The sequence below is a fragment of the Pseudomonas sp. 10B238 genome, from assembly GCF_000970615.1.
Lineage (GTDB): Bacteria > Pseudomonadota > Gammaproteobacteria > Pseudomonadales > Pseudomonadaceae > Stutzerimonas.
On sequence record NZ_KQ033933.1, the window covers coordinates 61,360 to 81,110 of the forward strand.

Genomic DNA, 19,751 nt, shown 5'->3' on the forward strand with positions numbered 1-19,751 from the left:
ATTTGCCGAAGCGCGTTGTAACCGGTAAACAAGTGAAGGTACGTCCTGGATGCCCAACGTTAAAGTTAAAGAGAACGAACCATTCGACGTAGCTCTGCGTCGCTTCAAGCGTTCTTGCGAAAAGGCCGGTGTTCTGGCCGAAGTCCGCAGCCGTGAGTTCTACGAGAAGCCTACTGCTGAGCGCAAGCGTAAAGCTGCTGCCGCAGTCAAGCGTCACGCTAAGAAAGTGCAGCGCGAACAGCGCCGTAGCGTTCGCCTGTACTGATCCAGTACTGCTGACGCTGCATCAAGCCCGGCCAATGCCGGGCTTTGCATTTGAAGGAGACTCCGCTTCGCCAGCCGGCGAAAGGCCGGAGTTTTTTTCATTCCGGCCTGAACACTGCGAGCGTATTCTCATACCCCTATGGCCGGCTTGATCCCGCAATCATTCATTGATGACCTACTCAACCGCTCCGACATCGTCGAGGTGGTAAGTTCGCGCATCCAACTGAAAAAAGCGGGCAAGAACTACACCGCCTGCTGCCCGTTTCACAAGGAAAAGACCCCCTCATTCAGCGTCAGCCCGGATAAGCAGTTCTACTATTGCTTTGGTTGCGGCGCTGGCGGCAACGCGCTCGGCTTCATCATGGATCACGACAGCTTGGAATTTCCCCAGGCAGTCGAGGAGCTAGCCAAGCGCGCCGGCATGGAAGTGCCGCGCGAAGAAAGCGGACCGGGGCGCAAACCACGTCAGCCCGTGGACTCGCCGCTCTACCCCTTGCTCGAATCCGCCGCCGATTACTATCGACAGTCCCTCAAGGGTCACCCGGCGCGCAAGGCCGCGGTGGAGTACCTGAAAGGGCGAGGCTTGTCAGGTGTCATCGCTAGGGATTTCGGCCTCGGCTTTGCCCCGCCCGGCTGGGACAACCTGATGAAGCACCTGGGTGGCGATGCCCTTCAGCAGAAGGCCATGATCGACGCCGGACTGTTAATCGAAAACGCTGAAACCGGCCGGAGCTACGACCGTTTCCGCGACCGGGTGATGTTTCCGATTCGCGACAGCCGAGGGCGCGTCATTGCTTTCGGTGGACGCGTGCTGGGCGATGACAAGCCAAAATATTTGAATTCGCCGGAAACACCTGTCTTTCATAAAGGCCAGGAACTTTACGGGCTCTACGAGGCACGCAAGGCCAACCGCGACCTGGATGAAATCATGGTCGTTGAAGGCTACATGGACGTCATTGCACTCGCACAGCAAGGGCTACGGAATGCCGTCGCGACACTGGGCACCGCGACCAGTGACGAACACCTCAAGCGCCTGTTCCGCATCGTGCCCAGCGTGCTGTTCTGTTTCGATGGTGACGCAGCCGGTCGCAAGGCTGCCTGGCGCGCTCTGGAGTCGGCGCTGCCAAACCTGCAGGATGGCCGCCGCGCACGTTTTCTGTTCCTGCCGGAAGGCGAAGACCCGGACAGTTTGGTACGCAGCGAAGGTACCGATGCCTTCAGAGCCCGAATCCAGCAACAGGCGCAACCGTTGGCCGATTACTTCTTCCAGCAGCTTAGTGAAGAAGCAGACCCACGCTCACTGGAAGGCAAGGCCCACCTGGCGACTCTTGCAGCACCGCTCATCGAAAAAATCCCCGGCAACAACCTGCGCGCACTGATGCGACAGCGCCTCGGGGAAATCACCGGCCTGCACAGCGAAGCGCTTCAGCAGATGAGTTCAGCATCGCCGAACCCCGCGCTGGAATATGACGACAGCGTGTATTACGACACCGCGGCGCACGACGAAGGCGACTACTACGCACCGCCGGCCACCACCCAGCCGAAGACCGGCGGCAAGAAAGAGTGGAAAAAAGACTGGAAAAAGCCCGGCCAGCGTCCAGACTTTAAAAAACCACGCGCACCGAGAACGCCCGCCACAGTAGAACCACCGGCCCTGACCACACTTCGTACGCTCCTACACCATCCTGAGCTTGCGCAGAAGGTCGAAGATGCCAGCCACTTCGCGGCGGAAGACGACACTTACGCACAACTGCTTGTCGCCCTGCTGGGAACGCTGCAAAAGAACCCCAAACTGCGCAGCCTGCAATTGATTGCACGCTGGCATGGAACCGACCAAGGGCGCCTTTTGCGCGCACTTGCCGAGAAAGAATGGCTAATCTCGGCCGATAACCTTGAACAACAGTTTTTCGACACCATAACAAGCCTTGCTGCCAGACAACGCGACCGCAGCCTTGAAACGCTGCTGCGCAAAGCTCGCCAGGGTGAACTCAGCGCAGAGGAGAAAGAGCAGCTGCGCAGCCTGCTAAATCGCAACTCAACACCCGCTATATCGACCTCAACTGGCGCGTGAGGTCCTTGCTCGGCTATAATGCTCAGCTTGTTTTCAGCCCGCCAGAACCGTCAGTGGATAGGGTTATATGTCCGGAAAAGCGCAACAGCAGTCCCGTCTCAAAGAATTGATCCAGCGTGGCCGTGAGCAGGGTTACCTGACTTACGCCGAGGTCAATGACCACCTACCGGAGGATATTTCCGATCCGGAACAGGTGGAAGACATCATTCGCATGATCAACGACATGGGTATCAATGTATTCGAGGTTGCCCCGGATGCTGATGCCCTGTTGCTGGCCGAAGCCGATACCGATGAAGCCGCAGCCGAAGAGGCCGCGGCGGCACTTGCCGCTGTCGAAACCGACATTGGCCGCACCACCGATCCCGTGCGCATGTACATGCGTGAAATGGGTACTGTCGAACTGCTGACCCGCGAAGGCGAGATTGAAATCGCTAAACGCATAGAGGAAGGCATTCGCGAGGTGATGAGTGCCATTGCCCATTTCCCGGGTACCGTCGACAGCATCCTCGCCGATTATGATCGCGTCACCACCGAGGGTGGGCGTCTCTCCGACATTCTCAGCGGCTATATCGACCCTGACGATGACGGCGCGGCCGGCCCTCAGGCAGAAGTCGAGCCCGTCGCACCGCAGGCAGCAGCAAAGCCGGCCGGTGACGACAAGGACGACGAGGAAGAGGACGATTCCGACAGCGATGAAGAAGAAGGCGATGGCGGTCCGGATCCGGAAGTTGCTCGCGTTCGCTTCGGCGCCGTCGCCGAGCAATTGGACGTCGCCAAGAAGGCCTTGAAGAAGCATGGCCGCGGTAGCCAGCAGGCGACCGATGCCCTGCAGGAACTCGCCACGCTGTTCATGCCGATCAAGCTCATCCCTAAGCAGTACGATGCGCTGGTCGATCGCGTACGTGATGCTTTGAGCCAGGTCCGTGCCCAAGAACGCGCCATAATGCAAATCTGCGTGCGAGACGCACGTATGCCCCGCGCCGATTTCCTGCGTCAGTTTCCTAACAACGAAACAGACCTTGATTGGGCAGAAAAGCTGGCCAATGGCAAAAGCAAATACGCCGAAGCCATCGCCGCACGCAAGGAAGACATCCAACGCTGCCAGCAGAAGCTGCTCGCGCTGGAAGAAGAATGCATATTGGCTATCGCTGACATCAAGGACATCAACCGTCGCATGTCGATCGGTGAAGCCAAGGCTCGCCGGGCCAAGAAGGAGATGGTCGAGGCCAACCTGCGTCTGGTTATCTCCATCGCCAAAAAGTACACCAACCGCGGCTTGCAATTCCTCGACCTGATTCAGGAAGGCAACATCGGTCTGATGAAAGCGGTGGACAAGTTCGAATACCGTCGCGGCTACAAGTTCTCGACCTACGCTACCTGGTGGATACGCCAGGCGATCACTCGCTCCATTGCCGACCAGGCGCGGACCATCCGTATCCCGGTCCACATGATCGAGACGATCAACAAGCTCAACCGCATCTCTCGTCAGATGCTGCAGGAAATGGGCCGCGAACCCACGCCTGAAGAGCTTGGCGAGCGCATGGAAATGCCCGAGGACAAGATCCGCAAGGTACTGAAGATCGCCAAAGAGCCGATCTCCATGGAAACCCCGATCGGTGATGACGAAGATTCGCACCTGGGCGACTTCATTGAAGACTCCTCCATGCAATCGCCAATCGACGTGGCGACGGTGGAGAGCCTCAAGGAAGCCACTCGCGAAGTCCTCTCCGGCCTCACCGCACGGGAAGCCAAAGTACTGCGCATGCGTTTCGGCATCGACATGAATACCGACCACACCCTAGAGGAAGTCGGCAAACAGTTCGATGTCACCCGCGAGCGGATTCGTCAGATAGAAGCCAAGGCGCTGCGCAAGCTGCGCCACCCGACGAGAAGCGAGCACCTGCGCTCCTTCCTCGACGAGTAAAACAGAACCCCCGGCCCGCGCCGGGGGTTTTGCTTTCAGCCCGAAAAAAAACCACGTACGTTCGCTTCCCTTGGCGCACGCGCAACACCACCGGTATAATCCGCCGGCCTCTGAGGGCCTATAGCTCAGTTGGTTAGAGCAGAGGACTCATAATCCTTTGGTCCACGGTTCGAGTCCGTGTGGGCCCACCACCTTTAAAGCCGCGCATTGCGCGGCTTTTTCGTTTGCCTCCGACCTTTCTTGTTGCAACGCCTCGCGCCACGCGACCTGAGCTCTATTAATCGTGCTAATACCCAAAACGCATATAAACCGGAATAAACGTTCCTAGACTCTCTAAGTGCTCGACCCTATCGTGCGCGCGGGGCCGTTGTCTGCGGTCGGTCGTTACGCCACGTTAAGGACGCTCATGCCCTCCGATTCGATGCCGCTGCTTTTCGTCTGCGCCTTGCTGGTCTGGGTGCTGGTGTCTTTCGTGCGGGAGACCTGGAGTCCGGACATCGTCGTGGCGATTGCGGTGGCAGTGTTGATCGCCAGCCAGTTGCTGACCCCATCGGAAGTGCTCGGAGTATTGTCCAACTCTGCACCCGTCACCATTGCCTGCATGTTCGTGATATCCGCCGCACTGGAGCGCACCGGCTGCATCGATGCGTTGGGTAACTGGCTGGGTGGACTGGTCGGCACCAGCCCGACCCGCGTGCTCGGCGGGCTGACGATTACTGCGCTGGTCATTTCGGCCTTTCTCAACAACACGCCCGTGGTAGCGATTCTGACACCGGTGGCGATTTCGCTGGCTACGCGGGCCGGCACCACACCTTCTAAGCTGTTGATTCCGCTGTCCTACGCCACCATCCTTGGCGGCACGCTGACGATGATCGGCACCTCGACTAACATCCTGGTCGACGGTGTGGCGCGCAAGGCGGGCCTCGCGCCATTCGGCATGTTCGAAATCACCGGCGCTGCGCTGGTGCTCGCCGCGGCCGGCATGCTGTATATGCTGACCATCGGCAAGCGGCTGCTGCCGGAGCGCGACACTCTCTCCAAGCTTCTCGGGCCTAGGCTCGATCGCACCTTCATGAGCGAATTGCGGGTTCCTCAAGGCTCGCCCGTGGTCGGCAAGAGCATTGCCGAGGCCAACCTCAACGGTGGCAGCGGACTGCAGGTGCTGCAGGTGAACCGCGGGGTTCATTTGCACAGCCGACCGGAACAGGATTTCAGCTTGCTGGCCGGCGATGTGTTGGTCATCCACGGCCAGGTCAAGGATGTAGTTGAGCTACGCGGCAGCGGTCATCTGAGCTTCAACCGCAGCGATGCCTTCGAGACCCTCAGCAGCGAGGATGAAGTGCTCGCTGAAGCCATTGTCGGGCGCAACTCGCGTTACAGCCACCGACCGATGCGCGACCTCGACCTCAGCGCCCGCTACGGGATCAATGTGCTGGCCGTGCACCGGCAGGACGAAAACATCCAGGGCAACCTCGACGATTTCCAACTGCAGTTCGGCGATGTGATGCTGGTCGAGGGCACACCGGCGCAGATCAAGCGTTTCGCCGACAACGGCGAGCTGATCAGTCTCAACGCCGTACAGGAGCGCGCTTTTCGACGAGACAAGGCGCCCATCGCCATTGGCACGACGCTGATGGTGATGCTGCTGGCAGCGTTCGGTGTGATGCCGATCGAAGGCCTGGCGATCATCGGTGCCGCGGCGGTTCTGGCGACCCGCTGCCTGGACGTGGAGGACGCCTACAAGGCGGTCGATTGGAAGATCCTCAGCCTGATCTTCGGCATGCTCGCCATCAGCGTAGCGATGAACAAGGTAGGGCTGGTCGGGCTGATTGTTTCCAGCGTGGTCGACCTGACGCCTTGGGCCGGCCCGCTATTCATGCTCGGGTTCATCTATCTGTTCACCTCAGTGCTTACTGAGATCCTCTCTAACAATGCCGTCGCCGTGCTGGTCACACCAATCGCCATCGGCCTCGCCCAGCAGCTCGGTATCGATCCGCGTGCGTTTGTCGTCGCGGTGATGTTCGCTGCCAGCGCTAGCTTCGCCACGCCGATCGGTTACCAGACCAACACATTTGTCTATAACGCCGGTGGCTATCGCTTCGCTGATTTCCTCAAGGTGGGAATCCCGCTGAATCTGTTGCTGTGGGTCGTCGCAACGCTGGTCATCCCGTTGTTCTGGCCGCTCACACCGCTTTGATAACGGTGCTTGCCCTGGATCATTGACCGCATCGGCGTTCAGTTTCATGCTCTCGGGCCTTTGCCCCGATGAACAAGAACAAGGAGCGCGTCATGAAGCTGGAAACCCTCGCCGTCCATGCCGGCTACAGCCCAGACCCAACCACCCGCGCAGTGGCTGTACCGATTTACCAGACCACCTCCTACGCGTTTGACGATACCCAGCACGGCGCGGACCTGTTCGACCTGAAGGTGCCGGGCAACATCTATACACGCATCATGAATCCCACCACCGACGTGCTCGAACAGCGCGTCGCGGCACTGGAAGGCGGTGTGGCGGCATTGGCTGTGGCCTCGGGAATGGCGGCGATCACCTATGCCATTCAGACCATTGCCGAAGTTGGCGACAATATCGTTTCGGTCGCTAAACTCTATGGCGGCACCTTCAATCTGTTTGCCCATACCCTGCCGCGCCAGGGAATCGAGGTGCGCTTCGCTGCCCACGACGATATCGCTGCGCTGGAGTCGCTGATCGACGAGCGCACCAAGGCGGTGTTCTGCGAATCGATCGGCAACCCAGCCGGCAATGTCATTGACCTCGCCGCGCTGGCAGACGCCGCACACCGCCACGGCGTACCGTTGATCGTCGATAACACCGTCGCTACACCGATGCTGTGCCGCCCCTTTGAGCATGGCGCGGATATCGTCGTGCATTCGCTGACCAAGTACATGGGCGGCCATGGCACCAGCATTGGCGGCATCGTCGTCGACTCAGGGAAGTTTCCCTGGGCACAGCATAAGGAGCGCTTCGCGCTGCTCAACACGCCTGACGTGTCCTATCACGGCGTCACCTACACCGAGGCGTTCGGCCCCGCCGCTTTCATCGGCCGCTGCCGCGTGGTGCCGCTGCGCAACATGGGCGCGGCGATTTCGCCGTTCAATTCGTTCCTGATCCTGCAGGGGCTCGAAACGCTGGCGCTGCGCATGGAGCGGCATTGCGAGAACGCCTTGAAGGTTGCCGAATACCTGCAGGCACACCCGCAGGTGGCGTGGGTGAAATATGCCGGCCTGGCCGATCATCCGGAGCATGAATTGGCGCGCCGTTATATGAGCGGCACGCCGGCGTCGATCCTCTGCTTCGGCATCGAAGGGGGCATAGAGGCCGGCGCGCGCTTCATCGATGCGCTCAATCTGATCGTGCGGCTGGTCAACATCGGCGACGCCAAGTCGCTGGCCTGTCATCCCGCCAGCACCACGCATCGCCAGCTGAACGCCGAAGAACTGGCCAGGGCAGGCGTTTCCCAGGATCTGATCCGGCTGTCGATTGGCATCGAGCACATCGATGACATTCTGGCCGACCTGACCCAGGCCCTGGACGCGGCCAAAGGCTGATTTCGCAAGACCGCTTTGCCCGCGACGCTTGATATCGGCCAGCGAGGCTCCACATTACTGCGACAGACCGCTGTGGAGCCTCGCCATGACCGACTCGCTGATCATCCCCTGCGCACATTGCGCCAGCCTCAACCGCATCCCCGCCGACCGGCTGCACGACGCGCCGCGCTGTGGACGTTGCAAGGAAGAAGCCTTGCCGAACACGCCGTTCGAGCTGCAGCAGAATCAGTTCGCCAACCAGATAAAGGGTGATTTGCCGCTGCTGGTGGATGTCTGGGCCAGCTGGTGCGGCCCGTGCCGCAGTTTCGCCCCAACCTTCGCCCAGGCGGCCGCCCAGCTGCAGGGCCGTTGCCGATTGGCCAAACTGGACAGCGAGGCCAGTCCGCAACTGTCTAGCCAGCTCGGCATTCGTTCGATTCCCAGTTTGATCCTCTTCAAGCAAGGCAAGGAAGTGGCGCGCCAGAGCGGTGCGATGCCATTGCCGCAGCTACTGGCCTGGCTCCAACAGCACGGGGTATGACAGGCGCCACGCAGTAGTCTGCTCGGCTTCTGAGGAGGCGGAAGAAGGTCTGGTAGCCAAGCGGCTCGACGCCGGCATCGTCACGGCACGCGCAGCCTTGGCGATCGGGCTTTTTGGCAAACCTAGAAAAGACCACCGACTGTCCCCGCAGTTCCGTGCATTAGGCCTGCCTTTTATCCGGATATTTCACGCAACGTTTGCCTAGGCTCGACCGCGATTGGATAATGCCGCCGTTTTCACGGCAGACATTTACCGATAGTCGCTGTACAAGGACGTCGACACGCCAATAACAAAGGCTCGAGGATGAGCCGGTGAGTTCAGCGTGATTCAATTCGAAATCGATCAATGGCAGGCTTGGGCTCCAGGCCTGGCGAGCACTGATGACTGGGCCAATTGGGCCGGGGATCCGTGCGAGCTCGAAAGCAGTGACGCACAACCGGACGTCAGCTTCCTGCCGGCCATGCAGCGCCGCCGCCTGAGTCGCCTGGCGCGCATGGTGTTCGCCGTGGCCACTCCGCTGGCGGCCAACCGGGCGCCAATGCCGCTGGTCTATGCCTCCCGTCACGGCGAGACCACGCGCACTTTCGCCATCCTCAATGACCTGGCGAGCGACGAGCCACCTTCCCCTACCCAGTTCAGCCTGTCGGTGCACAACGCGATAATCGGTCTCTGGTCTATCCAGCAGCAGGACACCAGCGAGATGACGGCGCTCGCAGCTGAAGGTGACGGATTGGAGCATGCCGTACTCGAAGCAGCCTTGTTGCTCGGCGAAGGCGCTCCCGAAGTCCTGGTGGTGGTCGCGGAAGATCAGCCCCCTGCGGTCTATGCGCCCTGGATCAACGACGTCAGCTTTCCTTATGCCGTGGCGCTGTTGCTGAAGCCGGGTAAGACCTGGCAATTGAGCCTCGAAACAGCCGAGCCAGCCGCTAGGCAGGCATCGCACCCGCATGCGATCAAACTGGTCCACGCACTGCTCAAGGACCAACCAACCTTTCAAAACACCTGGGAGAGCCGCCAATGGAACTGGCAGCAAACCTGTTGAACCGCCGATACAGCGCGCCTTGGCTGTGGCGCCTGGTCGCGACCGGGCTGTCGTTTGCCCTGTTCGGTCTCGGCGGGCTCTGCCTGCGAATGATCGTTTTCCCTGTGCTGGGTCTGCTGCGAGACGACACGATCGAACGCCGCAGTCGGGCGCGGCAGACCGTGAGCCGGCTGTTCTGGCTGTTCGTCCAGTTCATGTACCGCAGCGGCGTACTGACCTATGAAGTCGAGGGTGCCGAACGGCTCGGCCGACCTGGGCAGCTGGTGATCGCCAACCATCCTTCGCTGATCGACGTGGTGGTGCTGATCGCACTGATCCGTGACGCCAACTGTGTGGTCAAGCAGAGTCTGTGGGACAACCCCTTCACTCGCGGGCCGATACGTGCGGCTCAGTACATCAGCAACAACGGCAGCGCGGAGATGCTCGACGACGCAGCCGATGCGCTGAGGCAAGGCCAGACGCTGATCATCTTTCCCGAAGGCACGCGCACCACGCCGGGCCAGGCGCCGCAGTTTCATCGGGGCGCGGCGGCTATCGCGCTTCGTGGCGCACGGCTGGTCACACCGGTCGTGATCACCGTAACGCCCACCACCCTGACCAAAGCCGAGCCCTGGTATCGGATTCCGGCAAGACGTTTTCATGTTCATCTGCGCGTCGGTGAGGATATCGACCCGCAGATGTTCGCTTCGCGTGGCGCAGCACCCATTGCCTCTCGGCAACTCAACGATCATCTGCATCGACACTTCATAAAGGAGCTCGCACTCGATGAGCCAACTGCAGCTTGAAATCAAGCAACTGATCATCGACGCCCTGGGTCTGGAAGACCTCGGCCCGGACGACATCGCGGCTGACCAGCCGCTGTTTGGCGAAGGGCTCGGGCTGGATTCGGTCGATGCGCTGGAGCTGGGTCTGGCGATCCAGAAGCGCTTCGGCATCAAGATCGACGCCGATGCGAAGGACACCCGCAAGCATTTCGCCAGTGTCGATAGCCTGACCGCCTACGTCAGCGCCAACCTCGCCGTCACCGAGGAGGCTTGAAATGGAAAGCCGCAACGAAATCTTCCAGACCCTACGCGATGCGCTGGTCGAGCTGTTTGAACTCGAACCCGAGCGAATCAGCCTGGAAGCCAACCTATACCAGGATCTTGAAATTGATAGCATCGACGCCGTCGACCTGATCGATCACATCAAGCGCCAGACAGGCAAGAAGATTGCTGCAGAGGAATTCAAGTCGGTACGAACCGTGGGCGATGTCGTCGAGGCGGTGTATCGGCTGGTGAACCCGCAACCGGCCTGACCCACCCGATCAACCAACCAAGCATTGTCCGGTGAGCCCAGAGCTCCCCGGATCAAGCTCCCATGCGCAAACGGACGGCACGATGCAGACACCCGCTCGAACAGGCACTGCGAACGCCAGTCGGCTAACAGGCCTCGGCCTGTTGCTGGTCGGCCTCGCCTACCCGTTCGTTGTGTATCTGGGCCTGGAGCAGCTGTCTCCTCGGCTCTTTGCGCTGCTGCTCGGCGCGCTCTGGCTGGCTCGCCTATGCAGTGGCAAGCAGACACCGCTGAGCAATACGGTGGCAGCGACCGCGCTGCTGTTCTGCCTGTTGCTGGGGCTGGCTGACGAGCCGGCGTTGTTACGCTGGTATCCCGTACTGATCAGCCTGGCGCTGCTTGGCCTGTTTGCCGGCAGCCTCTACTCCGGCATGCCGATCATCGAACGCCTCGCGCGGCTAAGCGAACCCGAGCTCCCACCCGCGGCGGTGCGCTATACGCGGCAGGTGACCTGGGTCTGGGTGGGCTATTTCATCGTCAACGCCGGTATCGCCAGCGCACTCGCGCTCTGGGCGCCGCTGAGCTGGTGGACGCTTTATACCGGCTTTATCGCCTATCTGCTGATGGGACTGTTGTTTGCTGGTGAGTGGTTGATACGCCAGCGCGTCAGGAACGTTACATGAACTGGATTCCCCTCGAACATCTGCTCGACCAGACGCCCACGTCGCGGCCGGTCACGCTCGATCCCGTGCTGGAGCATGCCGAGCTGCGCCAACGAGCGCTGCGTGTGGCTGCTGGGCTGCGTAACCGCGGCGTTGCCAGGCTCGCAGTGCATCTGGAGGACGCCGGCGAGCTGGCGATTGCCCTGCTCGGCGCCTGGCGAGCCGGCGTAACAGTATTGCTACCAGCCGACCTGCAGCCCGCCAGCCGAGCGCGACTGGCCCACCAGGCCGATCTCTGGCTGACCGATCAGGACGGCGATGCTCATCTCTCGGAGCTGTTCGCCGAGCCGCTCGAAGGGGCGAAGCTTGATCTGGACCAGTGCCGACTGCTGCTCTGCACCTCCGGCTCCAGTGGCGAGCCGAAACTGATCGACAAACGCCTGCGCCAGCTGGCGAACGAAGTTAAAACTCTCGAAGCCTGCTGGGGCGCCGACCTCGGCGACGCCTGCGTGATTGCCAGCGTCGCCGCGCAGCACATCTATGGACTGCTGTTCCGCTTGCTCTGGCCGTTGTGCGCCGGCCGTCCCTTTCTGCGCCGCGCGCAACCCTTTTCCGAAGACCTGCAGCTGGCCAGCCGTCAGCATCCGCGCTTCTGCTGGGTGGCCAGCCCGGCGCTGCTCAAGCGGATGGGGGACAACCTCGACTGGCCTGCTTTGCGCAGCGTGCGCCGGGTCTTTTCCTCGGGAGGAGCCCTGGATGTCGAGGCAGGGCAGCGACTGCAGCAGCGACTGGGTCAGCTACCGACCGAGATCTACGGCAGCTCCGAGACCGGTGGCATCGCCTGGCGCCAAGGCGGCGCCCTGTGGCAGCCGTTCGCCGGGGTGCAGTTGAGCCAGGACGATCATGGAGCGCTGCGCACCGCCTCGCCTTGCCTACCTCCAGGCCACGTCGAACAAACCGCCGATGCGGCGCGCATCGAAGCAGATGGACGCTTCGAGCTGCTCGGCCGACTGGATCGTATCGTCAAGCTGGAAGAGAAGCGCATTGCTCTGCCGATGCTCGAAACAGCGTTGGCCGCTCACCCTTTCGTCAGTGACGCGCGGCTGGGGGTGATCAATGACAATCGCGCCTACCTCGCGGCGCTGGTCGCACTGAGCGAAGCCGGCCTGCATGCGCTGCGCAACGGGGGTCGACGCGCATTGACCGAGACGTTGCGTAAGCACTTGGCAAACCACTGCGAAGCGCTTGCCTTACCGCGCCGCTGGAGGCTGGTCGCCCAGCTGCCCTGCAACAGCCAGGGCAAGCTCGCGCAGGCACAACTCGACGCGCTGTTGCAGGCGCCGCGCCCGCTGCAGCCGGAGCGACTCAGCGCTTCCCAAGCAGAAGACCAGTGGCAGCTGCAGTTGGCCGTCCCGCTGGACCTCGCGCACTTCACCGGGCATTTCCCGCAGACCCCGGTTCTGCCCGGCGTGGTGCAGATCGACTGGGCCATCGCCCTCGCCCGCGAGCTGATCGCCGACCTGCCACCGAGCTTTCAAGGCATGGAAGTGCTCAAGTTCCAACAGCTCGCCCGTCCGGGTGACCAGTTGAGTCTGACGCTGCGCTTCGACCGCGAGCGCAGCAAGCTGCACTTCGCATACCGCAACGGCGACGCACCCTGCTCGTCCGGCCGCATTCTGCTGGGAGATCCGCTGTGACCATGCTTACCCCGCTTGAGCCTGCGATGGCGACCGTGCCCGTTACAGACAGCCCTCAACAGTTGTCGCTAGCGATTGACGAAGACTGGTTCAAGCCCTGTGCGGTGGTGCCGGTGTACAACCACGAGGCCAGCCTGCCCGGCGTCGTTCGCGCGTTGCTCGCCGAAGACTTGCAGTGCGTGCTCGTTGATGATGGCTCCAGCCCGGCAGCAGCGGCGGTTATCGATCAGTTGGCAGAACATCCCTCAGTGCACCTGCTCCGCCACAGCCGCAATCAGGGCAAAGGCGCAGCGGTCGCATCCGGCCTGCGCGAGGCGTCGCGCCTGGGATTCAGCCATGCACTGCAGGTGGATGCCGACGGCCAGCATGACCTGGGCTGCGTGGCGCTGTTTCTCGACCGTGCCAGCCAGGCGCCGGATGCACTGATCTGCGGTTATCCCCAGTACGACTCGAGCGTGCCGAAGGGGCGTCTTTATGGCCGTTACCTGACCCATGTCTGGGTCTGGATCAACACCCTGTCCTTGTCGATCCGCGACTCCATGTGCGGCTTTCGCGTCTATCCGCTGCCCCCCACCCTGGCCCTGCTCGACGCGATGACGTTGGGTCAGCGCATGGACTTCGACACCGAAATCCTGGTTCGCCTGCACTGGCGACAGCAGCCGATGGTCTGGCTGCCGACGCGGGTGCACTACCCGGCCGATGGGGTTTCGCACTTCCGTCTGTGGCGCGACAACCTGCTGATCTCGTCGATGCACGCACGGCTGTTCGGCGGCATGCTGGTGCGCGCTCCCGGGCTGCTCTGGCGGCGGTTGTGCCGATGAGCGATAAGACTGCCGAAAGCTCGCACTGGGCCGCGCACCGCGAGCGGGGCAGCTTTGCTTTGATGAAGCTAACGGCTTGGGCCGTACGCCTGCTTGGACGGCGCGCCATGGCACCGCTGCTGTACTTGATCGTGCTGTATTTCTATCTGTTCAACCGCAGCGCACGGCAGAGCGCCAGGCAGTATCAGCAGAACCTCGCGGCCTACAGCGGTCGCCTCGACCTGGCGCCCAGTTGGCGCTCGGTCTACCGCCAGTTCATGGCTTTCGCCGACGCCTTGCTGGACAAGCTCGATGTCTGGGGAGGCCGTCTGTCACTGGATCGACTGGTGCTGCACGACAGCGGCGACCTGCACGCTTGCATCGAGGCGCCGCGTGGCCAACTGCTGGTCGGATCGCACCTTGGCAACCTGGAAATCTGCCGCGCCCTGGCGGAAATGGGTCGCATGGTGAAGATGAATGTCCTGGTGCATACCCGCCATGCCGAGCAGTTCAACCGGCTGCTGGGCGAATCCGGCGCGAACAACCTGCGGCTGATCCAGGTCAGCGAGCTCGACCCGGCGATCATGATGGAATTGTCCCACCGGCTTGACCAAGGGGAATGGCTAGCCATTGCCGGTGATCGGGTGCCGCTGCAGGGCGCGCGCATTGCGACGGCCAGCTTTCTTGGCCAGCCGGCCGCGTTTCCACAGGGTCCTTGGCTGCTGGCCGGGTTGCTGCAGTGTCCGGCAAATCTGTTGTTCTGCCTGAAACAGGGCGAGCAATTTCATGTCCATCTGGAGCCCTTCGCCGACTGCATCGAATGGCGCCGAGGCGAACGCGATGCCGTCGTGCAGCGCTGGGTGCAGCGCTACGCGGATCGACTGGCGGCACGCTGCCTGGAGGCACCCTTGCAATGGTTCAACTTCTACCCTTTCTGGGACACCCATGAACAACGCTGAGCCCGTGATCTTTGGCGAAAACCACCTGCGCATCGAGGACCTGCTGGCCGTGGCCCAGGGCCGTGCGCCCGCCCGGCTGCAGTCCGACGCGGCGTTCCGCGAACGGATCGCCCGCGGTGCACAGTTTCTCGACACCCTGCTCGACCGCGAAGGTGTGATCTACGGCGTGACCACCGGCTATGGCGATTCCTGTGTGGTGGCGGTACCGCTGCACCAGGTCGAGGCCCTGCCGCAGCATCTGTTCACCTTTCACGGCTGCGGCCTGGGCAAGCTGCTCGACGCGGAAGCCACGCGCGCGGTCCTGGCCGCCCGCCTGCGTTCGCTGACGCACGGCATGTCTGGGGTACGCATCGAGTTGCTCGAGCGCATGCAGGCGTTCCTTGAGCATGACGTGCTGCCATTGGTCCCCGAAGAAGGCTCGGTCGGCGCCAGCGGTGACCTCACACCGCTGTCCTATGTCGCGGCGACCCTGGCTGGCGAGCGAGAGGTGATGTATCGGGGCGAACGCCGCAGCGCCGCCGAGGTACACCGCCAGCTGGGCTGGACGCCGCTGACTCTCCGTCCCAAGGAGGCCCTGGCGCTGATGAACGGCACCGCAGTGATGACCGGCCTGGCCTGCCTGGCCTATGCCCGCGCCGATTACCTGCTGAAACTGGCGACCCGGATAACCGCGCTCAACGTCGTCGCACTGGAAGGCAATCCGGAACATTTCGACGAGCGCCTGTTCGCTGCCAAGCCGCACCCTGGGCAAATGCAGGTGGCCGCCTGGATTCGTCAGGACTTGGCCATCGAGGCGCCGGCTGCGCCGCTGCATCGCCTGCAGGACCGTTACTCGCTACGCTGCGCCCCGCACGTGCTCGGTGTGCTCGCCGACAGCCTGGGCCTGCTGCGCCAGTTCATCGAAACCGAACTGAACAGCGCCAACGACAACCCGATCATCGACGCGGAAAACGAGCGGGTGCTGCATGGTGGGCATTTCTATGGCGGACATATCGCCTTCGCCATGGACAGCTTGAAGAATCTCGTCGCCAACGTCGCGGACCTGCTCGACCGGCAGCTCGCGTTGCTGGTCGATACTCGTTACAACCACGGCTTGCCGAGCAACCTGTCCGGCGCCCCCGAAGCCACAGCGATGATCAACCATGGCTTCAAAGCCGTGCAGATCGGCGCCAGCGCCTGGACCGCGGAAGCCCTGAAGAACAGCATGCCGGCCAGCGTTTTTTCGCGTTCGACCGAGTGTCACAACCAGGACAAAGTGAGCATGGGCACCATTGCCGCGCGCGACGCATTGCGCAGCCTGGAGCTGACCGAGCAGGTCGCCGCCGCCACGCTGATCGCCGCGAACCAGGGCGTCTGGCTGCGTCAACGTCAGCAGGGCGCTCGGCCGCTACCGGCACCACTGTCGTGGATGCACGAGGCGCTTGGCGAAGACTTCCCACCGCTGATCGAAGACCGTGCGCTGGAACGCGAACTGCGCCTTTGCCTCGAGCGGATTCGTGCGCAGCACTGGGGGCTGTATGCGTAAGAGCGGCGTACTGCAGGCAGAGGTCGAAGTGCTGGTGCCCTTCTTCGACGTCGACTCCATGGACATCGTCTGGCACGGCCATTACGTCAAGTATTTCGAGATGGCGCGCTGCGCCCTGCTCGACCGCATTGGCCACAACTATGTGCAGATGAGAGAAGCCGGCTACGCCTGGCCGATCATCGACGTACAGCTGCGCTACATGCGCGGCGCCCGTTTCAATCAGCGCATCGTTGTTCGCGCTGATCTGGTCGAGTGGGAGAACCGCCTGAAGATCAACTATCTGATCAGCGACGCCGAGACCGGTGAGCGCATGACGCGCGGCAGCACCGTTCAAGTTGCCGTGGAGATCGCCAGCCGCGAAATGCTGCTGGCTTCGCCGAAGGTGCTGGTCGAAGCCGTGGAGCGCGCGCTGCTGTGAAGCGTTTATTCAACAGCCCTTGCTGGGCCTTGCTGGTCGCACTGAGCCTGCTGTTGGCGCAGACCACCCGCGCCAACGCCTTCGATCTGGTCCAACTCAGCCTGCAGTTGCACGAACCCACGGTTGTTCGTGGCACCTTCACCCAGGAGAAATACCTGCGCGCACTGCCCCAACCGCTGGTCAGCGTGGGCACCTTCGTCCTGGCGCGCGACAGGGGACTACTGTGGTTCCTGCAAGATCCGGTGCAACAGGATTACCGCATCAGCGCCGCCGGCATTGCCCGACGCACGCCAAACGGCTGGAAGCAGACCAGTCAGCAAGGGCCCGCGGCGCGACAGAACGAACTTTTTCTAGCCGTACTGCAGGGTGATACCGAGGCCCTGCAGCGCGATTTTGAACTGCAACTGACGGGAACTGCGCAGGCCTGGGCGCTGACCCTGACGCCGCGCTCTCGACTGCTTGCACAGATTTTCTCCACCATTCTGATTCAGGGGGGTGCCACCGCCGAGCGTATCGAGCTGGTCGAAGCCCAGGGCGACAGCACTCTGCTAATGCTGACTGACATTCAGATCGACGATCAGTTGAGCCCCAGCGAACACCATGACCTCGCCGACTGATCACGCGCTCAGGCTGCCGGCCTGGCTCTCCTCGCTATTCTTTTTGGCGCTGCTCGGACTGGTCGCGTTGACCGCATGGCAATGGCGCAATGGCCCGCCGATCAGCGCCAATTTGCTACAGCTGCTGCCCAGCGGCGCGCCAGGGGAACTGGAGCAACTCGCCGAGCAGCGCGTGCAGGCCCCGCTCAATCGCGACCTGATGCTGCTGGTTCAGCATGAAGACGAAGACACGGCCGTCGCGCTGGCCCAGGAGGTCGCTGGCAACCTCAAGGCCAGCGGCCTGTTCGCACAGATTCGTCGCTCTGTGCAGGCCGATTTGCCAGCGATGCGCCAGCAGTTGCTGGATCAACGACTGGTATTGCTCGACCGGGCCAGCCGCGAAGCCCTGATCGCCTCACCCGAAGACTTCATTCAACAACGCCTGCAGCGCCTGTTCAGCCCGTTCGAAAGCACCAGCCTCGTGCCGGTCGAAGAAGACTGGTTCGGCCTGGCCGACCTGGCGCAGCGTCGGCTCCCGCATCCGGGCAATATCCATCCGCGCCTCGATGGCGCATTGCTGGCCGAACATGACGGCCAGCGTTGGGCCGTGATCCATGCGCAAATCCACGGCGACGCCTTTGATGACAAGCTGCCACTCCTGATCGACGATCAGGTCCATGCCGCTCGCCACCGGGTCGAGTCCCAGCAGGGCGAACTGCTCGCGGCTGGCGGCGTGCTACATGCGGCGTACGGGCAGCGCCAGGCGCGTGAGGAAGCGAGCCTTATTGGCAGCGTCTCGCTCGTCGCCACGCTCGCTTTGCTCCATCTGCTGTTTCGTACATCGCGCGTCCTGCTGGTCGCGTTACCTGTGCTGGTCGGGGCGCTCAGCGGCGCCGCGGCCTGCGTTGCACTGTTCGGTCAGATCCATGTGCTGACCCTCGTGCTAGGCGCAAGCTTGGTCGGTGTCAGCATCGATTTCCCGCTGCATTACTTGTCCAAAAGCTGGACGTTGCAGCCCTGGCAGGCATTTCGGGCCCTGCGCTTGACGCTGCCAGGCCTGGCCCTGGCGCTGGCGACCAATGTCATCGGCTATCTAGCCATGGCGTTTACCCCGTTTCCAGCGCTGAGCCAGGTCGCCGTTTTTTCTGCCGCCGGGCTGCTGGGCGCCTTCGCCTGCGCGACCTGCCTGCTCCCCTCGTTGGTGAACGTGCCACTGCAGCCGTGGGCGGCCCCGCTGAGCTGGGCTGAACGCGCCTTGGCCCTGCGTCAACGGCTGCTCTGTCGGCTACCGTCGAGCTGGCTGCTGACCGGCTTCGTGGTGTTCTGCCTGGCCGGCATCAGCCAGGTGTCGTTCAAGGATGACCTGCGCCAATGGGTCAGCCGCGCGCCGGCGCTGCAACAACAAGCCGAGCGCATCGGCCAGATCACTGGCTTCGAGCCGACCAGCCAGTATTTCCTGGTTCGCGCGCAGACGCCTGACGAGTTGCTGGAGCGCCAGGAAGCGCTCGGCACCCGCCTTGACGAGCTGGTGGCGGAGCAGAAGCTGCGCGGTTATTTAGCCCTGAGCCAGTTGGCGGCCACGACCGTCGCCCAGGAAAGCCTGCATCTCGCCCTGCCGCGCCTGCTGGAATACAGCCAGCCACTGCTGGCGCTTGGCATGACTGCTGGGGCGCTCGAAAAGGAACTTGCCGCCCTGCAGGCGAAACCAGTGACAGGCCTGGATCAGGTGTTGGCAGGACCGATTGCCGAACCGTGGCGCCCGCTTTGGCTGGGCACGCGGAGCGACGGCACGGTTGCTGGCCTGATCAGCCTGCAAGGCCTGCGCGACAGTTCGACGCTGCACGGCATGGCAGATGGTATTGACGGGGTCAGCCTCATCGACCGGCCCGCAGAGCTGAATCGCTTATTTGCCGAGACCCAGCGCCAGGCGGCGCTGCTCAAGATGTTTGCCGCTGTCGTTATCCTGGCTCTGCTGTGCCTGCCGTTCGGCTGGAGCGGCGCCCTGCGCTGCCTGGCTGTTCCGCTACTTGCAGCGCTTGGCAGCCTTGCCTGCCTCGGCTGGCTGGGCCAGCCATTGACCCTGTTTGGCCTGTTCGGCCTGTTATTGGTCACGGCAATCGGGGTGGACTACGCGATTCTCATGCGTGAGCGGATCGGTGGCGCTGCGGTGAGCCTGGTCGGCACGCTACTCGCGGCCGTCACGACCTGGCTATCGTTCGGCCTCCTGGCCTTGTCGAGCACACCGGCTGTGAGCAACTTTGGCCTGGCGGTGGGCATCGGTCTGGTATTTGCGTTCCTGCTCGCGCCTTGGGCGGCGAAAACCACCGAAGAGCCAGCATCTTGACCGCCCAGCGTGACGCCTGGTTATGGCCTCGACGGACCTTGGCTGAGTTTCCAACGCGATCAGACCAAGGCAATCGCCCGAATAACG

Annotated in this window: 18 protein-coding genes and 1 tRNA gene; all 19 read left to right on the forward strand. The window is 62.3% G+C overall.

The genetic code is table 11. The features are described from left to right. The first annotated feature begins 49 nt into the window (after positions 1 to 49). The 19 genes from rpsU (at position 50) to RT21_RS11950 (ending at position 19,664) form a co-directional block, all read left to right on the forward strand. Positions 50 to 265, forward strand: a complete 216-nt coding sequence (rpsU, locus tag RT21_RS11860; RefSeq protein WP_003283508.1) for a 30S ribosomal protein S21 — start codon at positions 50 to 52, stop codon at positions 263 to 265. A 138-nt stretch (positions 266 to 403) separates the two neighbouring features. Beyond that, the gene (gene dnaG, locus RT21_RS11865) at positions 404 to 2,335 is read left to right on the forward strand and encodes a DNA primase (protein ID WP_046162882.1); all 1,932 of its coding nucleotides are present in this window, start codon (positions 404 to 406) and stop codon (positions 2,333 to 2,335) included. A gap of 67 nt (positions 2,336 to 2,402) precedes the next feature. Further along, on the forward strand, positions 2,403 to 4,259 hold the full coding sequence (rpoD, locus tag RT21_RS11870) for an RNA polymerase sigma factor RpoD (RefSeq protein ID WP_045430723.1): 1,857 nt from the start codon (positions 2,403 to 2,405) through the stop codon (positions 4,257 to 4,259). A gap of 114 nt (positions 4,260 to 4,373) precedes the next feature. After that, a tRNA-Ile gene (locus RT21_RS11875) sits at positions 4,374 to 4,450 on the forward strand. A 215-nt stretch (positions 4,451 to 4,665) separates the two neighbouring features. Beyond that, positions 4,666 to 6,456: an SLC13 family permease gene (locus RT21_RS11880; protein ID WP_046162883.1), complete on the forward strand. Its 1,791-nt coding sequence runs from the start codon at positions 4,666 to 4,668 to the stop codon at positions 6,454 to 6,456. 92 nt (positions 6,457 to 6,548) lie between these two features. Then, positions 6,549 to 7,826, forward strand: a complete 1,278-nt coding sequence (locus tag RT21_RS11885; protein ID WP_046162884.1) for a bifunctional O-acetylhomoserine aminocarboxypropyltransferase/cysteine synthase — start codon at positions 6,549 to 6,551, stop codon at positions 7,824 to 7,826. Positions 7,827 to 7,911: 85 nt separating this feature from the next. Next, the gene (gene trxC, locus RT21_RS11890; RefSeq protein ID WP_046162885.1) at positions 7,912 to 8,346 is read left to right on the forward strand and encodes a thioredoxin TrxC; all 435 of its coding nucleotides are present in this window, start codon (positions 7,912 to 7,914) and stop codon (positions 8,344 to 8,346) included. 322 nt (positions 8,347 to 8,668) lie between these two features. Then, positions 8,669 to 9,388 (forward strand): beta-ketoacyl synthase chain length factor, encoded by a 720-nt coding sequence (locus RT21_RS11895; RefSeq protein ID WP_046162886.1) that lies wholly within the window; start codon positions 8,669 to 8,671, stop codon positions 9,386 to 9,388. Continuing rightward, positions 9,364 to 10,173 carry a lysophospholipid acyltransferase family protein gene (locus RT21_RS11900; protein ID WP_046162887.1) on the forward strand — a complete coding sequence of 270 codons (810 nt, stop codon included), beginning with the start codon at positions 9,364 to 9,366 and terminating at the stop codon, positions 10,171 to 10,173. Before RT21_RS11895 ends, RT21_RS11900 begins: the two co-directional genes overlap by 25 nt. After that, positions 10,154 to 10,426, forward strand: coding sequence for a phosphopantetheine-binding protein (locus RT21_RS11905; RefSeq protein ID WP_046162888.1), 273 nt, complete (start codon positions 10,154 to 10,156; stop codon positions 10,424 to 10,426). The genes RT21_RS11900 and RT21_RS11905 overlap by 20 nt, the downstream gene beginning before the upstream one ends. 1 nt (position 10,427) lies before the next feature. Further along, complete coding sequence (locus RT21_RS11910; RefSeq protein WP_045430740.1) at positions 10,428 to 10,685, forward strand: acyl carrier protein; 258 nt, start codon at positions 10,428 to 10,430, stop codon at positions 10,683 to 10,685. A gap of 82 nt (positions 10,686 to 10,767) precedes the next feature. After that, positions 10,768 to 11,346 (forward strand): COG4648 family protein, encoded by a 579-nt coding sequence (locus RT21_RS11915; RefSeq protein WP_046162889.1) that lies wholly within the window; start codon positions 10,768 to 10,770, stop codon positions 11,344 to 11,346. Next, positions 11,343 to 13,022 (forward strand): acyl-CoA synthetase family protein, encoded by a 1,680-nt coding sequence (locus tag RT21_RS11920; RefSeq protein WP_046162890.1) that lies wholly within the window; start codon positions 11,343 to 11,345, stop codon positions 13,020 to 13,022. The genes RT21_RS11915 and RT21_RS11920 overlap by 4 nt, the downstream gene beginning before the upstream one ends. Next, positions 13,019 to 13,843 carry a glycosyltransferase family 2 protein gene (locus RT21_RS11925; RefSeq protein WP_371263609.1) on the forward strand — a complete coding sequence of 275 codons (825 nt, stop codon included), beginning with the start codon at positions 13,019 to 13,021 and terminating at the stop codon, positions 13,841 to 13,843. The genes RT21_RS11920 and RT21_RS11925 overlap by 4 nt, the downstream gene beginning before the upstream one ends. After that, on the forward strand, positions 13,840 to 14,781 hold the full coding sequence (locus RT21_RS11930; RefSeq protein ID WP_046162891.1) for an LpxL/LpxP family acyltransferase: 942 nt from the start codon (positions 13,840 to 13,842) through the stop codon (positions 14,779 to 14,781). The genes RT21_RS11925 and RT21_RS11930 overlap by 4 nt, the downstream gene beginning before the upstream one ends. Further along, a complete protein-coding gene (gene hutH, locus RT21_RS11935; RefSeq protein ID WP_046162892.1) occupies positions 14,768 to 16,306 on the forward strand; it encodes an HAL/PAL/TAL family ammonia-lyase in 1,539 nt (512 codons plus the stop codon). Before RT21_RS11930 ends, hutH begins: the two co-directional genes overlap by 14 nt. Next, complete coding sequence (locus tag RT21_RS11940) at positions 16,299 to 16,724, forward strand: acyl-CoA thioesterase (protein WP_046162893.1); 426 nt, start codon at positions 16,299 to 16,301, stop codon at positions 16,722 to 16,724. Before hutH ends, RT21_RS11940 begins: the two co-directional genes overlap by 8 nt. Further along, positions 16,721 to 17,341: an outer membrane lipoprotein carrier protein LolA gene (locus RT21_RS11945; RefSeq protein ID WP_046162894.1), complete on the forward strand. Its 621-nt coding sequence runs from the start codon at positions 16,721 to 16,723 to the stop codon at positions 17,339 to 17,341. Before RT21_RS11940 ends, RT21_RS11945 begins: the two co-directional genes overlap by 4 nt. Beyond that, positions 17,325 to 19,664, forward strand: a complete 2,340-nt coding sequence (locus RT21_RS11950; RefSeq protein WP_046162895.1) for an MMPL family transporter — start codon at positions 17,325 to 17,327, stop codon at positions 19,662 to 19,664. The genes RT21_RS11945 and RT21_RS11950 overlap by 17 nt, the downstream gene beginning before the upstream one ends. The last annotated feature ends 87 nt before the right edge of the window (positions 19,665 to 19,751 follow it).